Source organism: Pseudomonas sp. R4-84 (assembly GCF_054130985.1).
Genome location: NZ_CP096390.1, coordinates 1,617,997 through 1,644,425, shown reverse-complemented (window position 1 = coordinate 1,644,425; position 26,429 = coordinate 1,617,997). Strand labels below are relative to the sequence as shown.

Annotated in this window: 28 protein-coding genes; all 28 read right to left on the bottom strand. The window is 61.3% G+C overall.

Annotated features, from left to right (window positions below; translation table 11 throughout):
- Position 1 precedes the first annotated feature (1 nt).
- Positions 2–487 (bottom strand): chemotaxis protein CheW, encoded by a 486-nt coding sequence (locus M1D68_RS07730; protein WP_024778681.1) that lies wholly within the window; start codon positions 485–487, stop codon positions 2–4.
- Positions 488–559: 72 nt separating this feature from the next.
- Positions 560–1,432, bottom strand: a complete 873-nt coding sequence (locus M1D68_RS07725; RefSeq protein WP_420767360.1) for a CheW domain-containing protein — start codon at positions 1,430–1,432, stop codon at positions 560–562.
- Between the two features lie 96 nt (positions 1,433–1,528).
- A complete protein-coding gene (locus M1D68_RS07720) occupies positions 1,529–2,320 on the bottom strand; it encodes a ParA family protein (protein WP_420767361.1) in 792 nt (263 codons plus the stop codon).
- A gap of 49 nt (positions 2,321–2,369) precedes the next feature.
- Complete coding sequence (motD, locus tag M1D68_RS07715; protein WP_420767362.1) at positions 2,370–3,254, bottom strand: flagellar motor protein MotD; 885 nt, start codon at positions 3,252–3,254, stop codon at positions 2,370–2,372.
- Between the two features lie 15 nt (positions 3,255–3,269).
- Positions 3,270–4,010 carry a flagellar motor protein gene (locus M1D68_RS07710; RefSeq protein WP_305499634.1) on the bottom strand — a complete coding sequence of 247 codons (741 nt, stop codon included), beginning with the start codon at positions 4,008–4,010 and terminating at the stop codon, positions 3,270–3,272.
- A complete protein-coding gene (locus tag M1D68_RS07705; protein WP_434563020.1) occupies positions 4,010–5,143 on the bottom strand; it encodes a protein-glutamate methylesterase/protein-glutamine glutaminase in 1,134 nt (377 codons plus the stop codon). Before M1D68_RS07705 ends, M1D68_RS07710 begins: the two co-directional genes overlap by 1 nt.
- A 48-nt stretch (positions 5,144–5,191) precedes the next feature.
- The gene (locus tag M1D68_RS07700; protein ID WP_434563018.1) at positions 5,192–7,441 is read right to left on the bottom strand and encodes a chemotaxis protein CheA; all 2,250 of its coding nucleotides are present in this window, start codon (positions 7,439–7,441) and stop codon (positions 5,192–5,194) included.
- Between the two features lie 30 nt (positions 7,442–7,471).
- Positions 7,472–8,257: a protein phosphatase CheZ gene (locus tag M1D68_RS07695; protein WP_420767365.1), complete on the bottom strand. Its 786-nt coding sequence runs from the start codon at positions 8,255–8,257 to the stop codon at positions 7,472–7,474.
- 18 nt (positions 8,258–8,275) lie between these two features.
- A complete protein-coding gene (locus M1D68_RS07690) occupies positions 8,276–8,647 on the bottom strand; it encodes a chemotaxis response regulator CheY (RefSeq protein ID WP_003183998.1) in 372 nt (123 codons plus the stop codon).
- Between the two features lie 167 nt (positions 8,648–8,814).
- On the bottom strand, positions 8,815–9,558 hold the full coding sequence (gene fliA, locus M1D68_RS07685) for an RNA polymerase sigma factor FliA (RefSeq protein ID WP_003184000.1): 744 nt from the start codon (positions 9,556–9,558) through the stop codon (positions 8,815–8,817).
- The gene (gene fleN / locus M1D68_RS07680) at positions 9,555–10,385 is read right to left on the bottom strand and encodes a flagellar synthesis regulator FleN (protein WP_003184001.1); all 831 of its coding nucleotides are present in this window, start codon (positions 10,383–10,385) and stop codon (positions 9,555–9,557) included. The genes fliA and fleN overlap by 4 nt, the downstream gene beginning before the upstream one ends.
- A 116-nt stretch (positions 10,386–10,501) precedes the next feature.
- Positions 10,502–11,851: a flagellar biosynthesis protein FlhF gene (gene flhF, locus M1D68_RS07675; RefSeq protein WP_420767366.1), complete on the bottom strand. Its 1,350-nt coding sequence runs from the start codon at positions 11,849–11,851 to the stop codon at positions 10,502–10,504.
- 11 nt (positions 11,852–11,862) lie between these two features.
- Positions 11,863–13,992: a flagellar biosynthesis protein FlhA gene (flhA, locus tag M1D68_RS07670; protein ID WP_420767367.1), complete on the bottom strand. Its 2,130-nt coding sequence runs from the start codon at positions 13,990–13,992 to the stop codon at positions 11,863–11,865.
- A gap of 230 nt (positions 13,993–14,222) precedes the next feature.
- Positions 14,223–15,359: a flagellar biosynthesis protein FlhB gene (gene flhB / locus M1D68_RS07665; protein WP_420767368.1), complete on the bottom strand. Its 1,137-nt coding sequence runs from the start codon at positions 15,357–15,359 to the stop codon at positions 14,223–14,225.
- Between the two features lie 3 nt (positions 15,360–15,362).
- A complete protein-coding gene (gene fliR, locus M1D68_RS07660) occupies positions 15,363–16,145 on the bottom strand; it encodes a flagellar biosynthetic protein FliR (protein ID WP_420767369.1) in 783 nt (260 codons plus the stop codon).
- A 2-nt stretch (positions 16,146–16,147) separates the two neighbouring features.
- On the bottom strand, positions 16,148–16,417 hold the full coding sequence (gene fliQ / locus M1D68_RS07655) for a flagellar biosynthesis protein FliQ (protein WP_003184009.1): 270 nt from the start codon (positions 16,415–16,417) through the stop codon (positions 16,148–16,150).
- 23 nt (positions 16,418–16,440) lie between these two features.
- Positions 16,441–17,190: a flagellar type III secretion system pore protein FliP gene (gene fliP, locus M1D68_RS07650; protein WP_420767370.1), complete on the bottom strand. Its 750-nt coding sequence runs from the start codon at positions 17,188–17,190 to the stop codon at positions 16,441–16,443.
- Positions 17,190–17,627 carry a flagellar biosynthetic protein FliO gene (gene fliO, locus M1D68_RS07645; RefSeq protein WP_434610286.1) on the bottom strand — a complete coding sequence of 146 codons (438 nt, stop codon included), beginning with the start codon at positions 17,625–17,627 and terminating at the stop codon, positions 17,190–17,192. Before fliO ends, fliP begins: the two co-directional genes overlap by 1 nt.
- Positions 17,628–18,086 carry a flagellar motor switch protein FliN gene (gene fliN, locus M1D68_RS07640; RefSeq protein WP_420767372.1) on the bottom strand — a complete coding sequence of 153 codons (459 nt, stop codon included), beginning with the start codon at positions 18,084–18,086 and terminating at the stop codon, positions 17,628–17,630.
- A gap of 59 nt (positions 18,087–18,145) precedes the next feature.
- Entirely contained in the window at positions 18,146–19,114 is a 969-nt protein-coding gene (gene fliM, locus M1D68_RS07635) for a flagellar motor switch protein FliM (RefSeq protein ID WP_003184019.1), read from the bottom strand.
- 9 nt (positions 19,115–19,123) lie between these two features.
- Positions 19,124–19,627 (bottom strand): flagellar basal body-associated protein FliL, encoded by a 504-nt coding sequence (gene fliL, locus M1D68_RS07630; protein ID WP_420767373.1) that lies wholly within the window; start codon positions 19,625–19,627, stop codon positions 19,124–19,126.
- Positions 19,628–19,845: 218 nt separating this feature from the next.
- Positions 19,846–21,213, bottom strand: coding sequence for a flagellar hook-length control protein FliK (locus M1D68_RS07625; protein WP_457969880.1), 1,368 nt, complete (start codon positions 21,211–21,213; stop codon positions 19,846–19,848).
- An 85-nt stretch (positions 21,214–21,298) separates the two neighbouring features.
- On the bottom strand, positions 21,299–21,643 hold the full coding sequence (locus M1D68_RS07620) for an Hpt domain-containing protein (protein ID WP_420767375.1): 345 nt from the start codon (positions 21,641–21,643) through the stop codon (positions 21,299–21,301).
- A gap of 31 nt (positions 21,644–21,674) precedes the next feature.
- Entirely contained in the window at positions 21,675–23,381 is a 1,707-nt protein-coding gene (locus tag M1D68_RS07615) for an ATP-binding SpoIIE family protein phosphatase (protein ID WP_457969877.1), read from the bottom strand.
- Between the two features lie 5 nt (positions 23,382–23,386).
- Positions 23,387–23,692, bottom strand: a complete 306-nt coding sequence (locus tag M1D68_RS07610; RefSeq protein ID WP_258648063.1) for an STAS domain-containing protein — start codon at positions 23,690–23,692, stop codon at positions 23,387–23,389.
- Positions 23,693–23,794: 102 nt separating this feature from the next.
- The gene (gene fliJ / locus M1D68_RS07605; protein WP_003184033.1) at positions 23,795–24,244 is read right to left on the bottom strand and encodes a flagellar export protein FliJ; all 450 of its coding nucleotides are present in this window, start codon (positions 24,242–24,244) and stop codon (positions 23,795–23,797) included.
- A gap of 6 nt (positions 24,245–24,250) precedes the next feature.
- The gene (fliI, locus tag M1D68_RS07600; RefSeq protein WP_420767378.1) at positions 24,251–25,609 is read right to left on the bottom strand and encodes a flagellar protein export ATPase FliI; all 1,359 of its coding nucleotides are present in this window, start codon (positions 25,607–25,609) and stop codon (positions 24,251–24,253) included.
- Positions 25,599–26,429 carry a flagellar assembly protein FliH gene (fliH, locus tag M1D68_RS07595; RefSeq protein WP_434610273.1) on the bottom strand — a complete coding sequence of 277 codons (831 nt, stop codon included), beginning with the start codon at positions 26,427–26,429 and terminating at the stop codon, positions 25,599–25,601. Before fliH ends, fliI begins: the two co-directional genes overlap by 11 nt.

Below are 26,429 nucleotides of genomic sequence, written 5' to 3'. Positions count from 1 at the left end.
ATCAGATACTCTCCAGTTCCGACCACTCTTCTTCGCTCATCATTTTTTCCAGTTCGACCAGGATCAGCAACTCGTTGTTCTTGTTGCAGACGCCCTGGATGAACTTGGCCGATTCCTCGTTACCGACGTTAGGCGCGGTTTCGATTTCCGACTGACGCAAGTAAACCACTTCAGCAACGCTGTCGACCAGGATACCGACCACTTGCTTGTCCGCCTCGATGATCACGATACGGGTGTTGTCGTTGACCTCGGTGGAGTTCAAGCCGAAACGCTGACGGGTGTCGATCACGGTCACGACGTTACCACGCAGGTTGATGATGCCCAGCACGTAGCTTGGCGCACCCGGTACCGGGGCGATCTCGGTGTAGCGCAGCACTTCCTGCACGCGCATCACGTTGATGCCGTAGGTTTCGTTATCGAGCTTGAAAGTCACCCATTGCAAGATCGGATCTTCGGAACCCTTGAGAGACGACGCCTTATCATTCATACCCTGACCCCTCGAAAAACCGCCTGTGGCGGTGTGTGTTCTGTCCGGCGTCGCCCTGCGCCGCCGGTTGTCTTATTTCGGTTTCCGGACCGGCTTGGCGCCGTCCAGGTGTTTTGCCCCGCCGCTGGCGATCAGCTCCGCCAGTTCGGAAACGTCCAGCAAGGCGCACATGTGTTCGATCACCGTACCGGCCAGCCATGGCCGTTGCCCTCGATGGCTGCGCCACTTGATCTCGTTCGGGTCCAGGCGCAGCGAACGGCTGACCTGATGCACCGCCAATCCCCATTCGTAGCCCTGCACAGAAATCACGTACTGCAGGCCCTGGCGAAAATCATCGCGATAACGATCCGGCATGACCCAGCGCGCGGTGTCCAGCACTTTCAGGTTGCCGGCCTGGCTCGGCAGGATTCCGAGGAACCACTCCGGTTGGCCAAACAACGGCGTCAATTCCTGCCCGGCCAGGGAGTAGATCGATCCCAGGCACACCAGCGGCACCGCCAGCGTCAAACCGGCCACATCGAACAACAAGCACTCGAACGGCTCGGCGGCCCACGCCGGGCGATCATCGCCCGGCGCCGGCGGCGGCGTGTTGCTCGGCGGCATGTGGATTTCCACTACCGGCGTCACCAACCCCTGCAACAATGGCGCGACGGTGGAGACCGGCGCCAGGATCGGTGCGGGTGCTTCCATCACCGCCAACTGCGGCTTGACGAACGGCGCTTCCACCGCTGTCACAACCGCTGAAGCCTGTGCATCACGGGCCTGCTCCTCGAGCACGGCGGCCTGGAACTCGTCGAGCGCGGGTTCGGCTTCGACAGGCTCGGGCAACGCCTGGAACGCGCTCGGCTGCGCTGGCAATTCATCGGTCGCTTCCTGCAACAGCCCATCCAGATAGGACTGCAGGGCCAATTGGGGACGCGAAGTTGTCTTGATGGGGCGGTTCATGGGAACTGTGCGCCACTTGAAAAGGTTATCGGCATGGATACGGCAGGACTTGAGCGCCCGCAAGCAAGCACAACGTCTAAGGAGAACTTCATCAACTCAAGCCACCTGCTGCGCAACGAGCTGCTGGGCCAGCAGGTGCTTGAGAAGCGCACGATAGGCCAGTACACCACGGCTTTTGCCATCGAATTGCGACGGTGTCACGCCGGCGCGGCTGGCGTCGCGCAAACGCGTGTCCACCGGGATGTAGCCTTGCCAGATGTCGTCCGGGTACATGTCGCGCAGCACTCGCAAGGTGCCGAGGGACGCCTGGGTACGACGGTCGAACAGGGTCGGCACGATGTTGAATGCCAGCGACTGCTTGCGTGAACGGTTGACCATCGCCAGGGTGTTGACCATGCGCTCCAGGCCCTTCACCGCGAGGTGTTCGGTCTGCACAGGAATGACCAATTGCTGGCTGGCGGCCAACGCATTGACCATCAGCAGGCCCAGCAACGGCGGGCTGTCGATGATCGCGTAATCGAAATCCTGCCACAGCTGCGCCAGACTCTTGGCGATCACCAGGCCCAGGCCGCTCTGGCCGGGCGATTGGCGCTCCAAGGTGGCCAGGGCGGTGCTCGACGGCAGCAAGGAGATCCGCTCGTCGCTGGTAGACAGCAGCAACTGCCCCGGCAAGCCTTCGGGCACGCTGCCCTTGTGCAGGAACAAATCGTAGTTGCTGTGTTCCAGGCTATCGGGATCGTAGCCGAAGTAACTGGTCATCGAGCCATGGGGGTCCAGATCGACGATGACCACGCGCTTGCCGGCCTCGGCCAGCAAACCGGCTAAAGCGATGGAGGATGTGGTTTTGCCCACACCACCTTTTTGATTGGCGACTGCCCAGACTCTCATTCGGATCGTTCCTCCCGGTCGAGACGGGCTCGACCGAGAAATAGCTCGGTTATAAAGCCGGTGACGGAGAATTGACGGCGTTCTGTCTATCCGGCGACTTGACCGGGGTCGGTGCAGTTTGTGTGCCAGCCCGCTTCAATGCCGCATCGGGCTTTGCATTGGCGGTGCCGGTACCGGTCAGGCTGCGACGCACATCGAGATTGCGCGAAACCACCAGCACCACCCGTCGATTGCGTGCGCGCCCCTCGGCCGTGGCGTTATTGGCCACCGGCTGGAATTCGCCATACCCCACCGACGCCAGGCGGCCCGGGTTGACACCCTGCATGGCGAGCATGCGCACGATGCTTGCCGAACGGGCCGACGACAATTCCCAGTTGGTGGGGTACTGCGCGGTGCGGATCGGCTGGTCGTCGGTGAAACCTTCGACGTGGATAGGGTTGTCGAACGGTCTCAGGATCGCCGCCACTTTATCGATGATGTTGAACGCCATGTCGCTGGGCATCGCGTCGCCGCTGCCGAACAGCAGGCTGGAGTTGAGTTCGATCTCGACCCACAACTCGTTGCCACGCACGGTCATCTGGTTGGAGCTGATCAGGTCGCCGAACGCCGAACTGATGTCATCGGCAATGCTCTTCAACGGATCGCTGCCACCGGCAATGCCGGCGTCGACCTGTTCGCTGTCCTTGACCAGCGGCTTGGCCGGGGTCGTCGTCTTCGGACGCTCTTCGCCGATGGGAATCGGCTTGAGGGCGCGGTCCGAATCGGTAAAGACGCCGATCAACGCTTCGGAAATGACCTTGTACTTGCCTTCGTTCACCGAAGAGATCGAATACATGACCACAAAAAACGCGAACAGCAGCGTGATGAAGTCGGCATAGGAAACCAGCCAGCGTTCATGGTTGACGTGTTCTTCACGATGTCTGCGACGCGCCATCTGCCATTTCCCCCATCAGTCCATGAAGCCCTGGAGCTTCAACTCGATGGAACGCGGGTTCTCGCCTTCGGCAATCGACAGGATCCCTTCCAGCAGCATTTCGCGGTAGCGCGATTGGCGCAACGCAATGGATTTGAGCTTGGCCGCGATCGGCAGCAGCACCAGGTTGGCGCTCGCCACGCCGTAGATGGTGGCAACGAATGCCACGGCAATGCCGCTGCCCAGTTGCGACGGATCGGCCAGGTTGCCCATCACATGGATCAAACCCATGACAGCACCGATGATACCGATGGTCGGCGCGTAGCCCCCCATGCTCTCGAACACCTTGGCCGCTTCGATGTCGCGGCTTTCCTGGGTGTAGAAATCCACCTCCAGGATGCTGCGAATCGCTTCGGGTTCGGCGCCGTCCACCAGCAATTGAAGGCCCTTGCGCGAGTAGCTGTCGGGTTCGGCATCGGCCACCCCTTCCAGCCCAAGCAGGCCTTCCTTGCGGGCGGTCAGGCTCCAGTTGACCACGCGGTCGATGCCGCCGGCCAGGTCGACCCGAGGTGGAAACAGAATCCACACCAGGACCTGCATGGCGCGCTTGAAGGCGCTCATCGGCGACTGCAACAGCGCAGCGCCTACAGTGCCACCGATCACGATCAACGCGGCCGGGCCGTTAGCCAGCGCACCGAGATGACCGCCTTCCAGGTAATTGCCACCAATGATGGCGACGAACGCCATGATGATGCCGATCAGACTGAGCACATCCATTACAGGCACGCCTCGATCAGATGTTTACCCATGTCGTCCAGGCTGTAGACCGCGTCAGCCAGGTCGGCCTTGACGATCGCCATGGGCATGCCGTAGATCACGCAACTGGCCTCGTCCTGGGCCCAGATCGCACTGCCGCCCTGCTTGAGCAGGCGCGCACCCTCGCGGCCATCGGCACCCATGCCGGTGAGCACCACCGCCAGAACTTTGTCGCCGTAGGATTTCGCCGCGGAACCGAAGGTGATGTCTACGCAAGGCTTGTAGTTCAAGCGCTCATCGCCCGGCAGGATTTTCACCGCGCCACGGCCGTCGATCATCATCTGCTTGCCACCCGGTGCCAGCAGCGCCAGGCCTGGACGGAGGATGTCGCCATCCTCGGCTTCCTTGACGCTGATGCGGCACAGTTTGTCCAAACGTTCGGCGAACGCCTTGGTGAATGCGGCGGGCATGTGTTGGATCAGCACGATCGGAGCCGGGAAGTTCGCTGGCAGCTGGGTCAAGACCCGTTGCAGCGCAACCGGGCCGCCCGTGGACGTGCCGATGGCGACCAGTTTATAGGCCTTGCGCTTGGGCGCTGGCGACGACGGGCTGGCGGGCGCCGGGCGAGCGGGCGCCGGCGCAGGAGCACTGCGAACCGGCGCCGAACTGAAGCTGCTCGACGCAGAAGGCGCAGGCGTTGGTGCTGGCGCAGCAGCCGGCACTGACGCCGGTGCGCTGTAGGCACTGACGCGGCGGTTACTGCGGGAAATACTGTGGACCTTCTCACATAGCAACTGGCGGACCTTGTCCGGGTTGCGCGAGATGTCTTCAAAGTTCTTTGGCAGGAAGTCCACCGCCCCGGCATCCAGCGCATCGAGGGTGACTCGGGCGCCTTCATGGGTCAGGGACGAGAACATCAAAACCGGGGTCGGACAGCGTTGCATGATATGCCGCACTGCCGTGATGCCGTCCATCATCGGCATCTCGTAGTCCATGGTGATCACGTCCGGCTTGAGCGCCAGGGCCTGATCGATCGCCTCTTTGCCATTGGTCGCCGTACCGACGACTTGAATGCTCGTGTCCGCTGAAAGAATTTCCGAGACGCGGCGGCGGAAAAACCCCGAATCGTCCACCACCAGGACTTTAACTACCATAAACACTCCGTTAGACAAGGCGCGGCGTCGGGCCGCGCCCCTCCAGAATCAAATACGCCGAGCGGCGTAGCGCTTGAGCATGCTAGGCACATCGAGGATCAACGCGATGCGGCCGTCGCCGGTGATGGTGGCGCCGGACATGCCCGGGGTGCCCTGGAGCATCTTGCCCAACGGCTTGATGACCACTTCTTCCTGGCCCACCAACTGGTCGACGACGAAGCCGATCCGCTGGGTGCCCACCGAAAGGATCACCACATGGCCTTCGCCCTGCTCCACATGAGCGGCAGAGCTGACCAGCCAGCGCTTGAGGTAGAACAGCGGCAGTGCCTTGTCCCGTACGATGACCACTTCCTGGCCATCGACGACGTTGGTGCGCGACAGGTCGAGGTGGAAAATCTCGTTGACGTTGACCAGCGGGAAGGCGAACGCCTGGTTGCCCAGCATCACCATCAGGGTCGGCATGATCGCCAAGGTCAACGGGACCTTGATGACGATCTTCGAGCCCTGGCCCTTGGTCGAGTAAATGTTGATCGAACCGTTGAGCTGGGAAATCTTGGTTTTCACCACGTCCATGCCCACGCCACGACCCGACACATCGGAAATCTCGGTCTTGGTCGAGAAGCCCGGAGCGAAGATCAGGTTGTAGCACTCGGTGTCGCTCAGGCGATCGGCCGCGTCCTTGTCCATCACACCGCGTTTCACCGCAATGGAACGGAGCACGTTCGGGTCCATGCCCTTGCCGTCGTCGGAGATCGACAGCAGGATATGGTCGCCTTCCTGCTCGGCGGCCAGGATCACCTTGCCGCTGCGGACCTTGCCTGACGCTTCGCGCTCTTCCGGCGACTCGATGCCGTGGTCGACCGCGTTGCGCACCAAGTGGACCAGCGGGTCGGCCAGGGCCTCGACAAGGTTCTTGTCGAGGTCGGTCTCTTCACCCACCAGTTCCAGGTTGATTTCTTTCTTGAGCTGGCGAGCCAGGTCGCGAACCAGGCGCGGGAAGCGCCCGAAGACTTTCTTGATCGGCTGCATCCGGGTCTTCATGACCGCGGTTTGCAGGTCAGCCGTGACCACGTCGAGGTTCGACACGGCCTTGGACATGGCTTCGTCCTGGCTGTTGAGGCCCAGGCGCACCAGGCGGTTACGCACCAGCACCAGTTCGCCGACCATGTTCATGATCTCATCCAGCCGCGCGGTGTCGACGCGAACGGTGGTCTCGGCTTCGCTCGCCGGTTTTTCGGCGGGCGCGGCGGAAGGCGCGCGAGCCGGGGCTGGCGCCGCTGCGGCGGCAGGCTTCGGGGTTTCGGCTTTCGGTTCCGGCGCCTTGGCGGCCGGCTTCGGCGCGGCCTTGGCGGCGGGTGCAGCCGTGGCGGCAGCGGCAGGCGCGGCGGCGGCCGTGCCGACTTCGCTGAACTTGCCCTTGCCATGCAGCTCGTCGAGCAGCGATTCGAATTCGTGGTCGCTGATCAAGTCGCTTCCGGCTGCCGCTGCCACTGGTTTGGCCGGGGTCGGCGCCGAAGCGATGGCCGAATCCAACGCGTCGACGGCAAAGTTGCCCTTGCCATGCAACTGGTCGAGCAAGGCTTCGAATTCGTCGTCGGTAATGTCGGAGTCATCCCCCGCTGCCTTTGGCGCAGCCGGGGCCGCCGGCGCTACGACCGCATCGGGGGCGAACTGGCCCTTGCCATGCAGTTGGTCGAGCAGCGATTCGAACTCATCGTCGGTAATTTCATCGCTGGCAGCGGCATCGGCGGCTGGCGCAGCGGGCGCGGCCGGAGCCTCGGCTTCGGCCTTGACGGCGTTCAGCGAGTCCAGCAGCGATTCGAATTCATGATCGGTGATGTCGCCCGATTCTTGCGCAACCGGTTCTTCGACCACAGGCTCGGCAACGGGCATGGCCTCGTCAGCCGACTGCGGCTCGGCCAGGCGCGACAGCGCGGCGAGCAGCTCGGGGGTGGCCGGGGTGATCGGCGAGCGCTCGCGCACTTCGCTGAACATGCTGTTGACCGCATCCAGGGCCTCGAGCACCACGTCCATCAGTTCCGAGTCGACGCGACGCTCACCCTTGCGCAGGATGTCGAACACGTTCTCGGCAATGTGGCAGCACTCCACCAGCTCATTGAGCTGGAGGAAGCCGGCGCCTCCTTTTACAGTGTGGAAACCGCGAAAAATTGCATTGAGCAGATCCGCATCATCAGGTCGGCTTTCCAGCTCGACCAGCTGTTCGGATAGTTGCTCTAGAATCTCGCCGGCCTCAACCAGGAAATCCTGAAGGATCTCTTCATCGGCGCCGAAGCTCATTAATGGCTGCTCCTAAAATAGGGCTAAAACTTAGAATCCAAGGCTGGACAGCAAATCGTCCACATCGTCCTGACCGGACACAACGTCTTCTCTTTTATCGGCATGAATCTGCGGACCTTCACCCTGAGAGAGATGTTTTTGTGGATCTTTTTCGGCAAGCATCGCTTCACGGTCGTGTTCGATACCTGCAAAGCGGTCGACCTGGCTAGCCATCAACACCAGTTTGAGCAGGTTGCTTTCCACTTCGGTGACCAGTTGGGTCACACGCTTGATCACCTGGCCGGTCAGGTCTTGATAGTCCTGGGCCAGCAGAATGTCGTTGAGGTTGCTGGCCACGGCGCGATTCTCAGCGCTGCTGCGCGCCAGGAAACCGTCGACCCGACGGGCCAGCTCCCGGAACTCCTCGGCGCCGACTTCGCGACGCATGAACCGTCCCCAATCGGTGCTCAACGCCTGGGCTTCCTCGCTCAGGCCGTTGACCAGGGGCGTTGCGCTTTCCACCAGGTCCATGGTGCGGTTCGCTGCGGCTTCGGTCAGCTTGACCACATAACCCAGGCGCTCGGTGGCGTCGGTGATCTGCGAGACTTCCTCGGCCTGCGGCATGTTCGGATCGATCTGGAAATTGACGATCGCGCTGTGCAGTTCACGGGTGAGCTTGCCGACTTCCTGGTACAGACCGCGATCACGGGTCTGGTTGAGCTCATGAATCATTTGAACCGCATCGCCGAAGCGGCCCTTTTCAAGGCTGTCTACCAGTTCGCGGGCATGTTTTTTCAGGGTCGATTCGAAATCGCCCATTGAAGATTCGTTGTCCATAGCTCCCCCGTGGCGCCGTTAACCGATGCGTTCGAAGATTTTTTCGATCTTCTCTTTCAACGCCTGGGCCGTGAAGGGTTTGACCACATAGCCGTTCACACCGGCCTGGGCCGCTTCGATGATCTGCTCGCGCTTGGCTTCGGCAGTGACCATCAGCACCGGGAGGTGCTTGAGTTTTTCGTCGGCGCGCACGTGGCGCAGCAAGTCGATACCGGTCATGCCAGGCATGTTCCAGTCAGTCACCAGAAAGTCGATGCTCCCGCTGTTGAGGACCGGAATGGCGGTTGTGCCATCGTCGGCCTCGACCGTGTTGGTGAACCCGAGGTCACGCAACAGGTTTTTTATGATCCGCCGCATCGTTGAGAAGTCATCAACGATGAGGATTTTCATGTTCTTGTCCAATTCGACCTCCAAGCAGTCTTAAACGCGCCCAGCACCTGGACGCGCCATTTCAATCAATCCGGCACAACACTCGACAACGGTATGGAGCACAACGGATGGAGACTGGCCCGGCATACGCCATGCCAGCCCCGCTCGCAGCGTCCCCACACTGCTCGTCAGCGCGCTCGCCACTCCCCCAAACGCCCCCGCAAGCGGGCCGCGCACTGGCTATGTAACTGGCTGACCCGCGATTCGCTGACCCCCAGGACCTCACCGATTTCCTTGAGGTTCAGCTCTTCGTCGTAGTACAGCGCCAAGACCAGTCGCTCACGCTCCGGCAAATTGGCAATCGCATCCGCCAGGGCGCTCTGGAAACGTTCATCTTCCAGGTCGCGCGACGGCTCCATGTGAGCACTCGCGCCGTCCTCGTGCAGCCCTTCGTGTTCGCCGTCCTGCAACAGGTCGTCGAAACTGAACAGGCGACTGCCCAAGGTATCGTTCAAAATCCCGTAATAATCATCGAGACTCAACTGGAGTTCGGCCGCAACTTCGTGATCTTTAGCGTCTCGCCCGGTTTTCGCTTCAATCGCACGAATCGCGTCGCTGACCATGCGGGTGTTGCGATGCACCGAACGCGGCGCCCAGTCGCCCTTGCGGACCTCATCGAGCATCGCCCCGCGGATACGGATACCGGCGTATGTCTCGAAACTGGCGCCCTTGCTCGCGTCGTATTTATTCGACACTTCGAGCAGGCCGATCATGCCCGCCTGGATCAAGTCCTCGACCTGGACACTGGCCGGCAAACGCGCCAGCAAGTGGTAGGCGATGCGCTTGACCAGTGGCGCGTAACGCTCGATCAATTCGTACTGGGCGTCCCGTGCCGATTTTTTGTAGAGATGGTTGTAACCGCTGGCTGTCATAACACGGGCCCTGCTGTTTGTTGCACGAGACGCTCGACGAAAAATTCCAGATGCCCACGTGGGTTGGCCGGCAGCGGCCAGGTGTCGACCTTCTGGGCGATCGCCTTGAACGCCAGGGCGCATTTGGAACGAGGAAAAGCTTCATAAACGGCACGTTGCTTCTGGACAGCCTTGCGTACGCTTTCGTCGTAAGGCACTGCGCCGACGTATTGCAGGGCGACGTCCAGGAAGCGATCCGTGACCTTGGTCAACTTGGCGAACAGGTTGCGTCCTTCCTGTGGGCTTTGGGCCATGTTGGCCAGGACGCGAAAGCGGTTCATGCCATAGTCGCGGTTAAGCAGTTTGATCAGCGCGTAGGCGTCGGTGATCGACGTCGGTTCGTCGCAGACCACCAGCAACACTTCCTGGGCGGCGCGCACGAAACTGACCACCGAGTCACCGATACCGGCAGCCGTGTCAATCACCAGCACATCGAGGTTGTCACCGATGTCGCTGAAGGCCTGGATCAGGCCGGCGTGCTGCGCCGGGGTCAGGTGAACCATGCTCTGGGTGCCGGAGGCGGCCGGCACGATGCGAATCCCGCCGGGGCCTTGCAACAACACGTCGCGCAATTCACAGCGCCCTTCGATCACGTCCGCCAGCGTGCGCTTGGGTGTGAGCCCCAGCAGCACGTCAACGTTCGCCAGGCCCAGGTCGGCGTCCAGCAGCATGACCCGTCGGCCAAGCTCTGCCAGAGCCAGGGACAAGTTCACTGACACGTTAGTCTTCCCGACGCCACCTTTGCCGCCGGTCACCGCGATCACCTGTACGGGATGCATGCTGCCCATGTTCGTTCTTTACCTTGTCTTACTTAGACGGAGGCCACATTACTGGCTGCGCGTTCACATACGGAACAATGCATGGCAGACCATCGATGTAGGTACAAAAAATATTCATGAATACCTCAGCCAACCTGCTTGGTCGGGCTGTGGTAGATATCAGCGAACATGTCAGCCATGGCTTCTTCGCTGGGTTCTTCCTGCATTTGCACACTCACGGCACGACTGACCAGTTGATGACGGCGCGGCAGATGCAAATCATCCGGGATCCGCGGCCCGTCGGTCAGGTAGGCCACCGGTAGTTCATGACCGATCGCCAGGCTCAACACCTCGCCCAGGCTTGCCGTTTCGTCCAGCTTAGTCAGGATGCAGCCGGCCAGCCCGCAGCGTTTGTAACTGTGGTATGCGGCGGTTAGAACCTGTTTCTGGCTGGTGGTTGCCAACACGAGATAATTTTTTGACTTGATGCCACGCCCGGCCAGGCTTTCCAGCTGCATGCGCAGGGCCGGATCGCTGGCTTGCAGGCCGGCGGTGTCGATCAGTACGACGCGCTTGCGCATCAGCGGTTCCAGCGCCTGGGCCAGGGATTGGCCCGGATCCACATGGGTCACCGACACATTGAGGATCCGGCCCAAGGTCTTGAGTTGCTCCTGGGCACCGATGCGGAAACTGTCCATGCTCACCAGGGCGATACTCTGGGCGCCGTACTTGAGTACATAACGGGCCGCGAGCTTGGCCAGAGTGGTGGTCTTGCCCATGCCGGCCGGGCCGACCATGGCGATTACTCCGCCCTCTTCCAGTGGCTCGACTTCCGGCGTGGCGATCATCCGCGCCAGGTGCGCAAGCAGCATGCGCCAGGCCTGGCGAGGCTCGTCGATGTCGCTGATCAATGCCAGCAGGTCGCGCGCCAGCGGGCCGGACAGGCCAATGCGTTGCAGGCGACGCCACAGGTTGGCCTGGGCCGGACGGCTGCCTTGCAGTTGGTTCCAGGCCAGCGAGCCGAGCTGGACTTCCATCAGCTCGCGCAGGCTGTTGAGTTCGAAGCGCATCGAGTCCAGGGCACGGGGATCAACGCCCGCGGCTGCGGCAACGGGTGCCGGTGCCGGACGACGCGGTTCGGCCGGCGTCGGCTCGATCAGCGGTTCGGCAGCGGTCAGCGGCAGGCCTGCGGTCAATGGCTGGCCGGCGAACAATTGACGATTGGTGCCCGCGCTGGCCGAGCCTTCGCTGCTGCGCAGGCTCAACTCGGCCTGGGCGCTGGCGATGCGCGACTGAGTCTTGCGCAGCTCGTCCTCGAGCTCCATGTTCGGAACGCGAGGGGCCAGCGCCGACAATTTGTAGTCCAGGGCCGCCGTCAGCTCGACACCGCCGGCGATACGACGGTTGCCGATGATGGCTGCTTCAGCGCCCAGCTCGTCACGAACCAGTTTCATGGCCTGACGCATATCGGCGGCGAAAAAACGCTTCACTTGCATAAACCACTACCTCAGCCGTTGGGCCCTACTGTCGCAACGATGGTCACTTGCTTGTTGTCCGGTATTTCCTGGTACGCCAGCACATGCAGCCCCGGGACCGCGAGGCGCCCGAACCGCGAAAGCATCGCGCGAATCGGACCGGCCACCAGCAGGATCACCGGTTGGCCTTGCATCTCTTGCCGCTGGGCTGCTTCGATCAGCGAACGCTGCAGCTTCTCGGCCATGCTTGGCTCCAGCAGAACACCCTCTTCCGAGCCTTGTCCTGCCTTCTGCAGACTATTGAGCAATATCTGTTCCAACCTTGGCTCCAGAGTGATCACAGGCAGCTCAGACTCAGTGCCTACAATGCTTTGGACGATTGCGCGGGATACGCCGACCCGCACCGCAGCCACCAGAGCGGCGGTATCTTGACTCTTCGAAGCGTTGTTGGCGATCGCTTCGGCAATGCTGCGTATGTCGCGCACCGGAACCTGTTCGGCCAGCAGCGCCTGCAACACCTTGAGCAATTGGGACAACGAAACCACGCCCGGCACCAATTCTTCAGCCAGTTTCGGCGAGCCTTTGGCCAGTACTTGCAGCAGTTGCTGGACTTCTTCGTGACCGATCAGCTCGCTGGAATGCTTGTAGAGAATCTGGTTCAAGTGGGTCGCCACGACCGTGCTCGCGTCCACCACGGTATAACCGAGGGACTGGGCCTGGGCCCGCTGGCTGATTTCGATCCACACCGCTTCCAGGCCGAAAGCCGGATCCTTGGCGGTAATGCCGTTGAGCGAACCGTAGACCTGCCCTGGGTTGATCGCCAGCTCGCGGTCCGGGTAGATCTCGGCTTCCGCCAGGATCACGCCCATGAGCGTCAGGCGATAGGCGCTCGGCGCCAGGTCGAGGTTGTCGCGAATGTGGACGGTGGGCATGAGGAAGCCCAGATCCTGGGACAGCTTCTTGCGCACGCCCTTGATCCGCGCCAGCAATTGGCCGCCCTGGTTGCGATCGACCAATGGAATCAAGCGGTAGCCGACTTCCAGGCCGATCATGTCGATCGGCGTCACGTCATCCCAACCCAATTCCTTGGTTTCCATGGCACGCGCTGGCGACGGCAGCAGTTCCTGCTGGCGCTTGACCTCTTCCAGCGCCTGGACCTTCTGCACGTTCTGCTTCTTCCAGAACAGGTACGCGCCACCCGCGGCCAAGGCCGCCATGCTCAGGAAAGAAAAGTGCGGCATTCCCGGCACGAGGCCCATCACCGCCATCAGGCCGGCCGCCACGGCCAGGGCCTTGGGCGACGCGAACATCTGGCGATTGATCTGCTTGCCCATGTCTTCGGAGCCCGAAGCACGGGTCACCATGATCGCCGCCGCTGTGGATAACAACAGTGATGGCAATTGCGCCACCAAACCGTCACCGATGGTCAGCAACGCGTAGACCTTGCCGGCGTCGCCGAAAGCCATGCCGTGCTGGAAGATACCGACGGCCATGCCGCCAATCAGGTTGATGAACAGGATCAGCAGGCCGGCGATGGCGTCGCCGCGGACAAACTTACTTGCACCGTCCATGGACCCGTAGAACTCGGCTTCCTGGGCTACTTCGAGACGGCGCAGCTTGGCCTGGCTCTGGTCGATCAAGCCGGCATTGAGGTCGGCGTCGATCGCCATCTGCTTGCCAGGCATCGCGTCGAGGGTGAAACGCGCGCTCACCTCGGAAATCCGCCCGGCGCCCTTGGTCACCACGACGAAGTTAATGATCATCAAGATGGCAAAGACCACGATACCGACCACGTAGTTGCCGCCGATCACCACTTCGCCGAAGGCCTGGATCACCTTACCGGCGGCCTGGTGCCCCTCGTGACCGTGAATCATCACCACCCGGGTGGACGCCACGTTCAGCGCCAGGCGCAACAGCGTCGCCACCAGCAGGATGGTCGGGAAGACGGCGAAGTCCAATGGGCGCAGCGCGTATACGCACACCAACAGCACCACGATCGACAAGGCGAGGTTGAACGTGAAGAACACGTCCAGCAGGAACGGCGGTACCGGCAGCATCATCATGGCGAGCAGGACCAGCAGCAACAGCGGCACGCCCAGATTGCCCCTGCTGAGGTCTACGACGTTGCTGCGCGCGGTGCTGAGTAACTGAGAGCGATCCACCAATATTCCCCGTTCCTGGAAGCAAACTTTTGACGCCCGGAAGGGGCGCAGGCGGGGTATTGCAAGAAGCTTTCCAACTTTCGCGGGAGGTTGAAATAGAGGCTTTCAAGGGATGCCGACCTGTGGGAGCGAGCTTGCTCGCGATGGCGGAGGGTCAGTTTGTGCGAGCGTTGACTGGAAGACCGCTATCGCGAGCAAGCTCGCTCCCACAGGGGCTTTGGCACCTTGGTTCAGGAATCGCGGCGCAAATCCGGCGGGATGGGCAGGTCCTTGAGCGGTTCTGGCCGCTTGCCCTTGCCGGCGCGGTGCTGGCGGATCTGGTAGACGTAGGCCAGCACCTGGGCGACGGCGAGGTACAAGCCTCCCGGGATTTCCTGGTCAAGCTCGGTGGAGTAGTAGATCGACCGCGCCAATGCCGGAGATTCGAGCAGCATCACTTCGTTGGCGACAGCGATTTCGCGAATCTTCAACGCCAGGAAATCGCTGCCCTTGGCCAGCAGGACCGGCGCATTGCCCTTGTCGGGATCGTACTTGAGCGCGACGGCATAATGAGTCGGGTTGGTGATGACCACGTCGGCGTCGGGAATCGCCGCCATCATCCGCCGCTGGGAAACCTCGCGCTGCAACTGGCGGATCCGCTGCTTGACCTCCGGCTTGCCCTCCGAGTCCTTGTACTCGTCGCGCACCTCCTGCTTGGTCATCATCAATTTCTGCTTGCTCTGGTAAAGCTGGATCGGCACGTCGATGGCGGCGATGAGGATCAGCCCGCAAGCCATCCACAAGGTGCTCCAGCCGACCAACTGCACGCTATGGATGATGGCTTGCTCCAGCGGCTCATGGGCGATGCGCAGCAGATCGTCGATATCGGCCTGCAACACCGCCAGCGCGACGAACAACACCAGGAGAAATTTTCCGAAAGCCTTGAGCAGTTCCATCAACGCCGTGGTGGAAAACATGCGCTTGATACCGGCGGCCGGATTCATCCGGCTGAACTTCGGTGCCAGGCTACCGGCGGCGAAAAGCCATCCGCCCAGGGAAATCGGGCCGATGAAAGCCGCCAACAGCAGAAAAATGAGCACCGGTTGCATTGCAAGCATCGCGATCTTGCCCGAATGCAACAGGTACTGCGTCATAGCGCCCGGCGTGAGCAATACCTCGCGAGGCAAGGAAAAATTCAACCGCATGATTTCCAGCAGATCCAACGCCAGTCCGCCACCGTAAATCAGCAAACCACCGGCACCGGCGAGCATGATCGCCAGGGTGTTGAGCTCCTTGGAACGGGCAATCTCGCCCTTTTCCCGAGATTGCTTCTTGCGTTTCTCGGTGGGGTCTTCTGTTTTATCCTGACCGCTTTCGCTCTCGGCCATGGTTCAGCGCGCCTGTGCCATGTCGCGTAACAGCTGCAAGGCCTGGGTGGCCAACGGCTGATACTGATTGAGAATGTCCCCCAGGCTGACCCAGAAAATCACCATGCCCAGCACCAGGGTCAGCGGGAAGCCGATGGAAAAAATGTTCAACTGCGGCGCCGCCCGGGTCATCACGCCGAAGGCGATGTTGACCACCAGCAGCGCGGTAATCGCCGGCAACACCAGTACCATCGCCGCGCCGAGGACCCAGCCAAGCTTGCTGGCAATGTCCCAGAAATGATTGACCAGCATCGCGCTGCCTACCGGCAATGTGGTGAAGCTCTCCGTCAATACTTCGAACACCACCAGATGCCCGTTCATGGCGAGGAACAGCAACGTCACCAGCATCGTCAGGAACTGCCCGATAACGGCAGTGTTCACGCCGTTGGTGGGGTCGATCATCGAGGCGAACGCCATGCCCATCTGGATCGAGATGATTTGCCCGGCCACCACGAATGCCTGGAAAAACAACTGAAGCGAAAAGCCCAGCAAGGCGCCTATGAGGATCTGTTCGGCCACCAGCATCAACGCGGTGAGGTCCAGGGCGTTGACCGGCGGCATGGGCGGCAGCCCGGGGGCGATGACCACCGTAATCGCCAGGGCGAAATACAGGCGCACACGACCCGGCACCAAGGTCGTGCCGAAGACCGGCATGCTCATCAGCACGGCCGTGACACGAAACAACGGCAGGATGAACGACGCCACCCAGGTACTGATCTGGGTATCCGTCAGCGCGAGCATCGACATCGTCAGCCGATCAACTGCGGAATACTGCCGTACAACTGCAGGATGTATTCCATGAAGGTTTGCACCAGCCAGGGGCCGGCGACGATCAGCGTGACCAGCATCACCAGCAGGCGCGGCAGGAAACTCAGGGTCTGCTCGTTGATCTGCGTGGCGGCCTGGAACATCGCCACGAGCAAGCCAACCAGCAGGCTCGGGATCACCAGGATGGCCACCATCATGGTGGTCAGCCAGAGGGCCTCGCGGAACAGGTCTACCGCTACTTCAGGCGTCATATCGTACTACCCGCGTGAGAGGTCTAAACACCGCCGAAACTGCCCGCCAGGGTGCCGATGATCAACGCCCAGCCATCCACCAGCACGAACAGCATGATCTTGAATGGCAGCGAAATGATCAGCGGCGACAACATCATCATGCCCATGGCCATGAGGATACTGGCGACCACCAGGTCGATGATCAGGAACGGGATGAAAATCATGAAACCGATCTGGAAGGCGGTCTTGAGCTCGGAGGTCACGAACGCCGGCACCAGGATGGTCAATGGCGCCTGGTCGGGGCTGGCAATGTCGGTGCGTTTGGACAGGCGCATGAACAGCTCCAGGTCGCTGCTGCGGGTCTGGGCGAGCATGAAATCCTTGATCGGCACCTGGGCTCTGGCCACGGCATCCTGGGCGCTGAGGGTTTCCGCCAGATAGGGTTGCAGCGCGTCCTGGTTCACCCGGTCGAACACCGGCGCCATGATGAACATGGTGAGGAACAGCGCCATGCCGGTGAGGATCTGGTTCGACGGCGTCTGTTGCAGGCCAAGGGCCTGGCGCAAGATCGAAAAGACGATGATGATCCGGGTGAAACTGGTCATCAGCATGACGAACGCCGGGATGAAACTCAGCGCGGTCATGATCAGCAGGATCTGCAAGCTGACCGAGTATTCCTGTGCCCCTTCGGCGTTGGTGCCCAAGGTGATCGCAGGGATCGACAGCGGGTCGGCGGAGAACGCCAACGGCGCGGCCAGCATCAGGGCCAACGCCAAGAGAATGCGCAACGGCATTACTTTTTATCCTTTTGGTCTTTTCCCAGCAGTTCCATGAGCCGTTGGGCAAACTCGGGCGTGGCCTGCTCCGTGACCGGCACCTGCACCGGTTCCTTCAGGACATGCAGCGCAGTGATGCTGCCAGGACTCAGGCCGAGCAGGATCTGCTCGGTGCCGACCTGCACCAGCACCAGCCGATCCCGTGGCCCCAGCGCGCGGGAACCGACAATGTCGATGACCTGCCCTTTGCCGGCAGGCCCCGCCTGCTGAACGCGTCGCAGCATCCACGCCAGGAAGAAAATCAACCCGAGCACCACCAGCAGGCCCAGCACCAGTTGCGCCAGTTGCCCGGCCATGCCGCTGCCACTCGCCGGCGCAACGGCAGCCGTGGCCACCGGCTCGGCTGCCAGAACACTGAACGGCAGCATCAGGGCTGCGGCGAGAAAGCCTTTCATTCAGCGCAGCTTCTTGATGCGTTCGCTCGGGCTGATCACGTCCGTCAGGCGAATGCCGAACTTCTCGTTGACCACAACCACTTCGCCATGGGCGATCAGGGTGCCGTTGACCAACACATCCAGCGGCTCACCGGCCAGGCGATCCAGCTCGATCACCGAGCCTTGGTTGAGCTGCAGCAAGTTGCGGATGTTGATGTCGGTGCTGCCCACTTCCATGGAAATCGACACCGGGATGTCGAGGATCACGTCCAGGTTGGGACCGTCGAGCGTCACTTGTTCGTTGCTTTTCGGCACGCTGCCGAATTCTTCCATTTGCAAGCGGTTGGAACCATGGTTGCCTGTGTCAGCCGCCAGCAATGCATCGATGTCTGCCTGCCCGGCATCGCCGGTTTCTTCCAGGGCCGCAGCCCACTCATCGGCCAGCGCCTGGTCATCCTGGGTATTCATATCGTCAGCCATCATGTTTCCTCGGCGGGCAAAAATCGGTTAAAAACCAAAACTTAAGAAGTTGACACCGCTCAGCGGCGTTCGATCGGCTCGATCACCTGTAACGCCAGGTTGCCTTTGTGAGAGCCCATCTTGACCTTGAAGGCCGGCACGCCATTGGCGCGCATGATCATGTCTTCCGGCATTTCGACGGGGATGATATCCCCCGGCTGCATGTGCAGGATGTCCCGCAATCGTAGCTGGCGTCGGGCGACCGTCGCGCCGATCGGCACGTCGACATCCAGCACGTCCTGGCGCAAGGCGTTGATCCAGCGCTCGTCCTGGTCGTCGAGGTCCGACTGGAAACCGGCGTCGAGCATTTCACGCACCGGCTCGATCATCGAATACGGCATGGTCACGTGCAGGTCGCCGCCACCCCCATCGAGCTCGATGTGGAACGTCGAGACGACAATGGCTTCGCTTGGGCCGACGATGTTGGCCATCGCCGGGTTCACTTCCGAGTTGATGTACTCGAAATTCACTTCCATGATCGCCTGCCAGGCTTCCTTCAAATCGACGAAAGCCTGCTCCAGCACCATGCGCACGACACGCAGTTCGGTCGGTGTGAATTCGCGACCTTCGATCTTGGCGTGACGACCGTCGCCGCCGAAGAAGTTGTCCACCAACTTGAACACCAGCTTGGCGTCGAGGATGAACAATGCCGTGCCACGCAGCGGCTTGATCTTCACCAGATTGAGGCTGGTGGGCACGTACAGCGAATGCACGTATTCGCCGAATTTCATCACCTGCACGCCACCCACGGCCACGTCGGCCGAGCGGCGCAGCATGTTGAACATACTGATGCGGGTGTATCGGGCGAAACGCTCGTTGATCATTTCCAGGGTCGGCATGCGTCCACGAACGATGCGATCCTGGCTGGTCAGGTCGTAGCTTTTGACGCTGCCCGGTTCAGCAGCGTTTTCGGTCTGCACCAGGCCGTCGTCGACACCGTGCAACAGCGCGTCGATTTCGTCCTGGGACAACAAGTCCTGCACGGCCATGTCGTGTTCCTACTGCAATACGAAGTTAGTGAAGAGCAACTGTTCGATCACCACTTTGCCGAGTTCTTTCTGGGCCACTTCCTGCACGCTGGCCGTGGCTTTCTGACGCAGCATTTCCTGGCCCACCGGAGTGGCCAGGGTGTCGAAACTCTGTCCGGAAAACAGCATCACCAGATTATTGCGAATCAGCGGCATGTGTACACGCAACGCTTCCAGGTCGGCCTGGTTGCGCCCCAGCAAGGTAATGCTCACCTGCATGTAGCGCTGACGACCGTTCTGGGTGTAGTTGGCGACGAAGGCCGGGGCCATCGGCTCGAAAACCGCTGGCTGCTTGCCCACCGGAGCAGCTTCCACCGCCTCGGCCGGCTTGCTCTGGGCATTGTGCATGAAATACCAGGTCGCCCCCACGGACACGCCCACGGCCAGGAGCAAGCCCACCACGATCAGGATGATCATCTTGAGTTTGCCTTTGGTTGCGGGGTCTTTTACAGCTGCTGCTTCGCTCTTCGCCATGCCAATAATCCGTCGTTAATCGGGGGTTCACTGTTGCATGGCTAGGCTGGAGCAAGTGTTATGCCAGAAGAGAAACGATGGTCGACGCAATTTCGAGAACACCCTAAACCATTATGGGAGCGAGCTTGCTCGCGACGCCGGTTTTTCAGCCACCGTTGCAGGTGACTGATCCATCGTTATCGCGAGCCAGCTCGCTCCCACAAGGTTAATGCGTTGAATCAGGCGTAGTAATCGACCGCGCTGGTGCCAATGACGCTGGTAGTGCTGGCCGCCACTTCGGCAACGCTGGCCGGCACCTCTTCATCCAGCGAGTCAACTCGGCCGCCGGAGGACGTGGTGCGTCCAGCCTGGGCTTGCTGCTGGGCCTGTTGATCCTGGTTCTGCGAGCCACGGGATTGATCCGACACGCTGACGTCGACCTGCCCCATTCCCTGCTGGGCGAAACTGTCACGCAGACGATGCATCTGGCCTTCGAGGGCTTCGCGCACGCCTGAGTGGGCGCTCATGAAGGTCACCTGGGTCTGCTGGTCTGGAATCATGTTCACCCGAATATCCAGGCGTCCGAGCTCGGCCGGTTGCAACTGGATGTCCGCCGCCTTGAGATTGGCGCTCGACAAGTACATCACCCGGTTGACCACCTCCTCGGTCCAGCCGCCCTGGTTCATGGCAATGGGCTGATTGACCGGCACCGCGTTGGCGGTTTTCGGTGTGGCGGCCTGGGTCAGTGCCGCCAGGCGGTTGGCAAAGTCATCCACGCGCGTATCGCTGGAAGCGGCCGTCAGATCCTTGAGGCCTTCGCTGATCAGGCCGCTGAACGCCTTGTCGCCCCCCTGGCTGCCGGCACCGGTGCTGTCCTGGTCGGCTTGCACGGCGAGCATGCTCGCCATACCGGCGGCGAACGTCTGGGCCGAAGTCGGCTCACCATCGAGAGACGCCGGCGCAGCGGTCTTGGACTGCGCCTGGCTGGAAGCGGACACGTGGCCGCTCTGCTCCATCGCCAACCGCAACGCCGGTAGTGCGTCGAGCGGATCGGCCTGCGGATCGAACTCCGGGTCCGTCACCGGCGCCGAGGCATTGGCCGCCACACTCGGGGCAACGGGAGCCGCTACCGCCGCAGTGACTTGAGCCTCGATCGTAGGCACCACGGGAGCAGGCTGCGCCTCAGCGACGCCCTCTGGAATAACGGTGCCCGGCAACAATGCAGGGGCCAGCGTCGGATCGACAGGCGCGGCATCCGCTACCGGCGTTTCTGGCGCATCGCTGTCGGCATCATCCGCCGTTTTGCTGCCGGCAGTGGTCGGCTTGTCGGCGGGCAAGGGTTTGCCGCTATCGGCAACCGCCGGCTCCGGAGCGGCAGTATCGCTGCCCGCGTCCTTCTTGGCGGCATTGTCGGCGGTCTTGTCGCGCACCGGTTTTGCCGATGACTCAGGCACCGCCGGTGATTTGACGGGTGCCTGCTTGGCGAAGACCTGGGCGAAGCTGGAGGCTCTGTTCTCGGCGTCCGGACCTGCTGCCAGTGGATTGACGGCGGCCTGCGGCTTGGCCTGGGCGGTGGCCTGGAGCAGTGTGTTGGGTGTAACGGGCATAAGATGGTCTCCGCTGCACTGGAATCATAGATGCAGTTGAGACAGGGCAATGCAAGGGACGGGCCAATGAAGCAAACGGGATGCTTCAGCAGTGAAAGCTTTCGCGCTCTTCTCGACAAAGCGTACGAACGTGAGCGAATTCGCTATCGATTTCATTGACCAGGCTCTCGATACCGTGCAGCGACGGCTCCTTGGCACGCTGCTCCAGCTCACCACACAGCTCGGCCAGGCGAATGGCGCCCATGTTGCTGCTGCTGCCCTTGAAGCTATGGGCAGTAGCACTGAGCATTTGCGCGTCCCTCGCCTCGTGCAGTACACGAAGGCGGGCTTCGGAATCCTTGAGGAAAGTATCCAACAGCTCCGGATACCCGTCCTCCATGACTTCCTTCAACGTGCTCAGCACGTCGAGATCCAGATGAATTTCGTTCACTTGTTCGCTCCCTGATCAAGAATGGCCCCGATTATGACAGAGCCTCCCAGAAAAACTCCACGCGCGCACTACGACCATCGTCGGACCAGGAGGCCTGATGACAGAGTTGGCGCACCAGGCTCACGCCGCGCCCAGACAATCGATCCCGGTCCAGCGGCCGCGCCAACACCTTGGCGACATCGAAGCCCTTTCCGCTGTCTTCGACTTCAATGATTAGTCTGCCACCGTCGCCCTGGGGCGTGACGTGCAGATGCACCCGCACGTGACCATCGTCCAGCTTGTCCAGACGCGCGCCGCGCTCCTGATAGTAACGAGCAAAACCGGTCGCATCACGCTTCAGGCTGGAGTCGAGCCCCAGCACCCCGTGTTCCAGGGCGTTGGAATAAAGCTCCGACAACACGTTGTATAGTGCTCCACTCTGCGCCCTGAGCCCGTGGACCTCCAACAATAATTGCAGCAGGTAAGGCATCGGGTTGAAGCGCTTGAGTGTTTGCGCGCGGAATTCGAAACTCAACGACCAATCCAGCGGACTGGACTGGCCGCTATCGGAATAGACCGGTGGCGGCGGGTTGAGTTGCGTCGGCGCGACCAGCCGCACCTCGACCATGCTGAAATCATCACGGGCCTCACCGCGAAAATCCCGCAAGGCCTGCTGGATATCCTCGAAGAGACGGTCGGGTTCGCGGTTGGCCGAGAACACCTGCTGCAACCGCTCCACGCCAAACGGTTGATCATCGTGGTCGCTGGTTTCTATCACTCCGTCGGACAACAGGAAGACCCGATCACCCACCGACAGCGAGTGGACCTCGGTGCGATCGTCGAACAACTGGGGCGTCAGCACACCCAGCGGCAAGTGCCGCGCCGGCAACGGCGTGCGCGCGCCACTGAGGCTGTCGTGAAGATACCCGTCAGGCATGCCGCCATTCCAGACTTCCACGGTGCAGCGCTGGAAACTCATGCATAACAGCGTCGCGCAACAGAACATATCCACCGGCAGGATGCGCTTGAGCTTGGCATTCATCTCCCGCAGGATCTGCGCCAGGCCATAACCTTTGGCCGTCATCCCGTAGAACACTTCCGCCAGCGGCATCGCGCCGACCGCCGCCGGCAGGCCGTGCCCGGTAAAATCGCCGAGCAGGATATGCATGTCGCCGGCCGGGTTGAACGCGGCCAGCAGCAAGTCGCCGTTGAACAAGGCATAAGGTGATTGCAGATAACGGATATTCGGCGCGCTCAGGCAACCGGAGTGGGCAATCTTGTCGAACACGGCCTTGGCGACCCGCTGCTCATTGAGAAGGTAATCGTGGTGTCGGGCGATCTGGTCGCGCTGCTCGACCACCGTGGCCTGCAACCGACGCAAGCGATCCATGGCCTTGATTTTCGCAGCCAGGATGACTTGGTTATAGGGTTTCGCCAGGAAGTCATCCCCACCGGCCTCAAGGCATCGGGCGAGCCCTTCGCTTTCGGTCAATGAGGTGAGGAAAATGATCGGGACCAACTGATCCCCGGCCAATTGCTTGATTTTCTGCGCCGCTTCGAAGCCATCCATGACCGGCATCATCGCGTCCATCAGCACAAGATGAGGACGCTGCTCCAGATAGACGTCGACCGCCTCGGCGCCATCGGCGGCGGTGAGCACGTGGTGCCCCTGGCGACGGACAATGGTCGACAACAGCAGTCGGTCGGCGGCACTGTCTTCGGCAATCAGGATCGTCAGCGGCTCCGGCGACGATTGCATGGCGATCAACTGATATCGAACAGCTTGTCGAAATTGGAAATCGCGAGGATTTTCTTGACGTCGCTGCTGCTGTTGACGACGCGGATATCCGATTCGTCGCCACCGGCATGGTCACGCAACAGCAGGAGCATGCCCAAGGCAGAGCTATCTAGGTAAGTGGCCTCTTTCAGATCCACCACGATGGACTCGGGTTTCGTGTTGAGCTTTTCATAGGACTCACGAAACTCCTGATGCCGGCCAAAATCGAAGCGGCCCTTGATCGAGATCGTCAGTTTTTGCCCATCAGGAGATACTTCGGTAACGACAGACATATTCACTTCCTTGTCGTGGACATACGTGTACAAGGTTTAGCACCTGGTAGAGGTCTGAGCAAGGTTTCAAATCGCCTGCCCGACAAAACTCTACCGCCAATATCAATACGGGTCCTGGCGCGGCAAGCGCTGGGACAATTCATCCAGCAGTTTCTGCTCACGCTTATCCTCCAATTGCCGCGCCTCGTCGATGTAACGCTGTACCAGCTTGCGCAGCCCCTCGACTCGGGCGAACGCTTCCTGCCAACTCTGGCGAGCCTTCTCGAGATTGTTCTGGTGCCAGACCAGGCTTTGGCGCTGCTGATCGATGGCGGTGCCCAATTGCGCCAGGAACCCCTGGTAACCCAACAACCACTGTCCGGAAACGCCGTGACTGCCACGGGCAATCCACTGTTCCTGGTATTCCAGACGAAAATTCTCCAGGTCAGCCAGCTTGCTTTCAGCAACAGCCACTTGCCCCTGGAAATACGCCAACCGCTGTACAGCGGTTTTCTCAGCCTTTTCCGCCATGTCCACCACCGGTGCCAGGCGCGCCGCACGACTCGTGGCCATGATCGGTTACGTGCCGGAGACTGGGGCGAAAATGGTTTGCAGGTGCGCTTCGCTGGCGCCCATGCCGATGCTGTCATTCAGCGCCTGGCGCAGATACACCGCCATGGCCGGATAGAGGTTGATGGCCGTGTCGGTTTCGCGATCGCCGCCAGGCACATAGGCACCTACGCTGATCAGGTCGCGACTCTGCTGGTAACGGGACCAGTACTGCTTGAACTGTTGCGCCCGCTTCATGTGCTCGGGGCTGATCACCGATGGCATGACCCGGCTGATCGACGCTTCGATGTCGATGGCGGGGTAATGTCCTTCTTCCGCCAGACGCCGGGACAATACGATATGGCCGTCGAGCACACCACGGGCCGAGTCGGCGATCGGATCCTGTTGGTCGTCGCCCTCGGACAGCACGGTGTAGAACGCGGTGATGGAGCCACCGCCCTTCTCCGCGTTTCCGGCGCGTTCCACCAATTTCGGCAGCTTGGCGAAGACTGAAGGCGGATACCCTTTGGTCGCCGGAGGTTCGCCGATGGCCAGGGCGATTTCCCGCTGGGCCTGGGCGAAACGGGTCAGTGAGTCCATCAGCAACAGGACATTCTTGCCCTTGTCGCGGAAATATTCAGCGATACGCGTGCAGTACATGGCGGCACGCAGGCGCATCAATGGCGCATCGTCCGCCGGCGAAGCCACCACCACGGAACGTTTGAGCCCTTCTTCGCCGAGGATGTGCTCGATGAATTCCTTCACCTCGCGACCCCGCTCGCCGATCAAGCCCACCACGATGATGTCGGCTTCGGTAAAGCGGGTCATCATGCCCAGCAGCACACTCTTGCCCACACCAGTACCGGCGAACAGGCCCAGGCGCTGGCCGCGTCCAACCGTCAACAAACCGTTGATGCAACGGATGCCCACGTCCAGCGGTACGCTGATGGGGTCGCGCTTGAGCGGGTTGATCGTCGGGCCATCCATCGGCACCCAATCTTCAGCCTTCATACCGCCCTTGCCGTCCAGGGCCCGTCCAGCGCCATCCAGCACCCGGCCGAGCATGCTCATGCCCATGGGCAGGCGACCGGTATCGGCCAGCGGTACCACGCGGGCACCCGGGGCGATGCCGGCGACACTGCCCACCGGCATCAGGAACACCTTGCTGCCGGAGAAACCCATGACTTCGGCTTCGACCTGCACCGGGTGATAACTGTCATCGTTGATCACCAGGCAACGACTGCCCATGGCGGCACGCAAGCCTTCCGCCTCAAGGGTCAGGCCGACCATACGCAGCAGGCGACCTTCCAGGATCGGTTGGCCGGCCAGTTCGGTGGCCTCGGCGTAGCTGCCCAGGCGCTTGCCAAAGCTGGTTCGCTCAAGGCGCATCGCGGCTGTCCGTTGCGCCAACAAGCGGTTCGTCACCGTCCGGATCGACGATGACAGCGGCCTTGGGTTCGTCCGGCAGATCCAGGCTGAGGTCGGCCGGAGCCGGATGCAGGGCCTGTTCGTGCAGTTGGTCAAAGAGTTTCGCCATGATCTGGCTGATGCGCGTCTCGATTGTCGCGTCGATGCGGCTGTGCTCGGTTTCTACGCGGCAACCGCCCGGCAGCAGGGACTCGTCCTCGACGATGCGCCAGGTTTCCTCGTGGCGCTCGCGCAGGGCCTTCACCAGTTCGAAGTCCTGAGGGTTGATGTACAGCCGCACGTTGCCCACGCCCAGCGGCAGCAGCTTGAGGGCTTCGCGCATGACGTGTTCGATCTGGCTCGAATCGATCGCCAGCTCGCGCTGGATCACTTGGCGGGTGATGTGCTGCACCAGCCCGACCAATGACTTTTCGATCTGGGTGTCCTGCTCGGCGATGGGCTCGAACAGATTGAGCATCAGTGATTCCAACGCACGCAGCTTCGCCGTCAGCGCCACGTCGGCTTCCTGGCGAACCTTGATCGTCGTGCTGTGGAAACCTTCTTTCTCGCCAATGGCGAAGCCTTCGTTGTAGGCCTCCTGACGAATGCTCTCGACTTCTTCGAGGGTCAGTGGCTGGACTTCCTCCAGCGGCACCTCCTCCATCTCCGGCAGTTCTTCCACCGGCTCCGGCTCGGGCTCGGGCACGAAGGGGTCGAAACTGGGCAGCGACCAGACGTCGAAACCTCCGACGTCCCGGGCGCGGATCAGGTCGCTGGGTGCATCATCACTCTTGGCAGACAT

Excerpts from the sequence above, each read along its gene's own strand:
- M1D68_RS07730 (WP_024778681.1), bottom strand. The coding sequence starts at position 487 with ATGAATGATAAGGCGTCGTCTCTCAAGGGTTCCGAAGATCCGATCTTG.
- M1D68_RS07725 (WP_420767360.1), bottom strand. The coding sequence starts at position 1,432 with ATGAACCGCCCCATCAAGACAACTTCGCGTCCCCAATTGGCCCTGCAG.
- M1D68_RS07720 (WP_420767361.1), bottom strand. The coding sequence starts at position 2,320 with ATGAGAGTCTGGGCAGTCGCCAATCAAAAAGGTGGTGTGGGCAAAACC.
- motD (WP_420767362.1), bottom strand. The coding sequence starts at position 3,254 with ATGGCGCGTCGCAGACATCGTGAAGAACACGTCAACCATGAACGCTGG.
- M1D68_RS07710 (WP_305499634.1), bottom strand. The coding sequence starts at position 4,010 with ATGGATGTGCTCAGTCTGATCGGCATCATCATGGCGTTCGTCGCCATC.
- M1D68_RS07705 (WP_434563020.1), bottom strand. The coding sequence starts at position 5,143 with ATGGTAGTTAAAGTCCTGGTGGTGGACGATTCGGGGTTTTTCCGCCGC.
- M1D68_RS07700 (WP_434563018.1), bottom strand. The coding sequence starts at position 7,441 with ATGAGCTTCGGCGCCGATGAAGAGATCCTTCAGGATTTCCTGGTTGAG.
- M1D68_RS07695 (WP_420767365.1), bottom strand. The coding sequence starts at position 8,257 with ATGGACAACGAATCTTCAATGGGCGATTTCGAATCGACCCTGAAAAAA.
- M1D68_RS07690 (WP_003183998.1), bottom strand. The coding sequence starts at position 8,647 with ATGAAAATCCTCATCGTTGATGACTTCTCAACGATGCGGCGGATCATA.
- fliA (WP_003184000.1), bottom strand. The coding sequence starts at position 9,558 with ATGACAGCCAGCGGTTACAACCATCTCTACAAAAAATCGGCACGGGAC.
- fleN (WP_003184001.1), bottom strand. The coding sequence starts at position 10,385 with ATGGGCAGCATGCATCCCGTACAGGTGATCGCGGTGACCGGCGGCAAA.
- flhF (WP_420767366.1), bottom strand. The coding sequence starts at position 11,851 with ATGCAAGTGAAGCGTTTTTTCGCCGCCGATATGCGTCAGGCCATGAAA.
- flhB (WP_420767368.1), bottom strand. The coding sequence starts at position 15,359 with ATGGCCGAGAGCGAAAGCGGTCAGGATAAAACAGAAGACCCCACCGAG.
- fliR (WP_420767369.1), bottom strand. The coding sequence starts at position 16,145 with ATGTCGATGCTCGCGCTGACGGATACCCAGATCAGTACCTGGGTGGCG.
- fliQ (WP_003184009.1), bottom strand. The coding sequence starts at position 16,417 with ATGACGCCTGAAGTAGCGGTAGACCTGTTCCGCGAGGCCCTCTGGCTG.
- fliP (WP_420767370.1), bottom strand. The coding sequence starts at position 17,190 with ATGCCGTTGCGCATTCTCTTGGCGTTGGCCCTGATGCTGGCCGCGCCG.
- fliO (WP_434610286.1), bottom strand. The coding sequence starts at position 17,627 with ATGAAAGGCTTTCTCGCCGCAGCCCTGATGCTGCCGTTCAGTGTTCTG.
- fliN (WP_420767372.1), bottom strand. The coding sequence starts at position 18,086 with ATGGCTGACGATATGAATACCCAGGATGACCAGGCGCTGGCCGATGAG.
- fliM (WP_003184019.1), bottom strand. The coding sequence starts at position 19,114 with ATGGCCGTGCAGGACTTGTTGTCCCAGGACGAAATCGACGCGCTGTTG.
- fliL (WP_420767373.1), bottom strand. The coding sequence starts at position 19,627 with ATGGCGAAGAGCGAAGCAGCAGCTGTAAAAGACCCCGCAACCAAAGGC.
- M1D68_RS07625 (WP_457969880.1), bottom strand. The coding sequence starts at position 21,213 with ATGCCCGTTACACCCAACACACTGCTCCAGGCCACCGCCCAGGCCAAG.
- M1D68_RS07615 (WP_457969877.1), bottom strand. The coding sequence starts at position 23,381 with ATGCAATCGTCGCCGGAGCCGCTGACGATCCTGATTGCCGAAGACAGT.
- M1D68_RS07610 (WP_258648063.1), bottom strand. The coding sequence starts at position 23,692 with ATGTCTGTCGTTACCGAAGTATCTCCTGATGGGCAAAAACTGACGATC.
- fliJ (WP_003184033.1), bottom strand. The coding sequence starts at position 24,244 with ATGGCCACGAGTCGTGCGGCGCGCCTGGCACCGGTGGTGGACATGGCG.
- fliI (WP_420767378.1), bottom strand. The coding sequence starts at position 25,609 with ATGCGCCTTGAGCGAACCAGCTTTGGCAAGCGCCTGGGCAGCTACGCC.
- fliH (WP_434610273.1), bottom strand. The coding sequence starts at position 26,429 with ATGTCTGCCAAGAGTGATGATGCACCCAGCGACCTGATCCGCGCCCGG.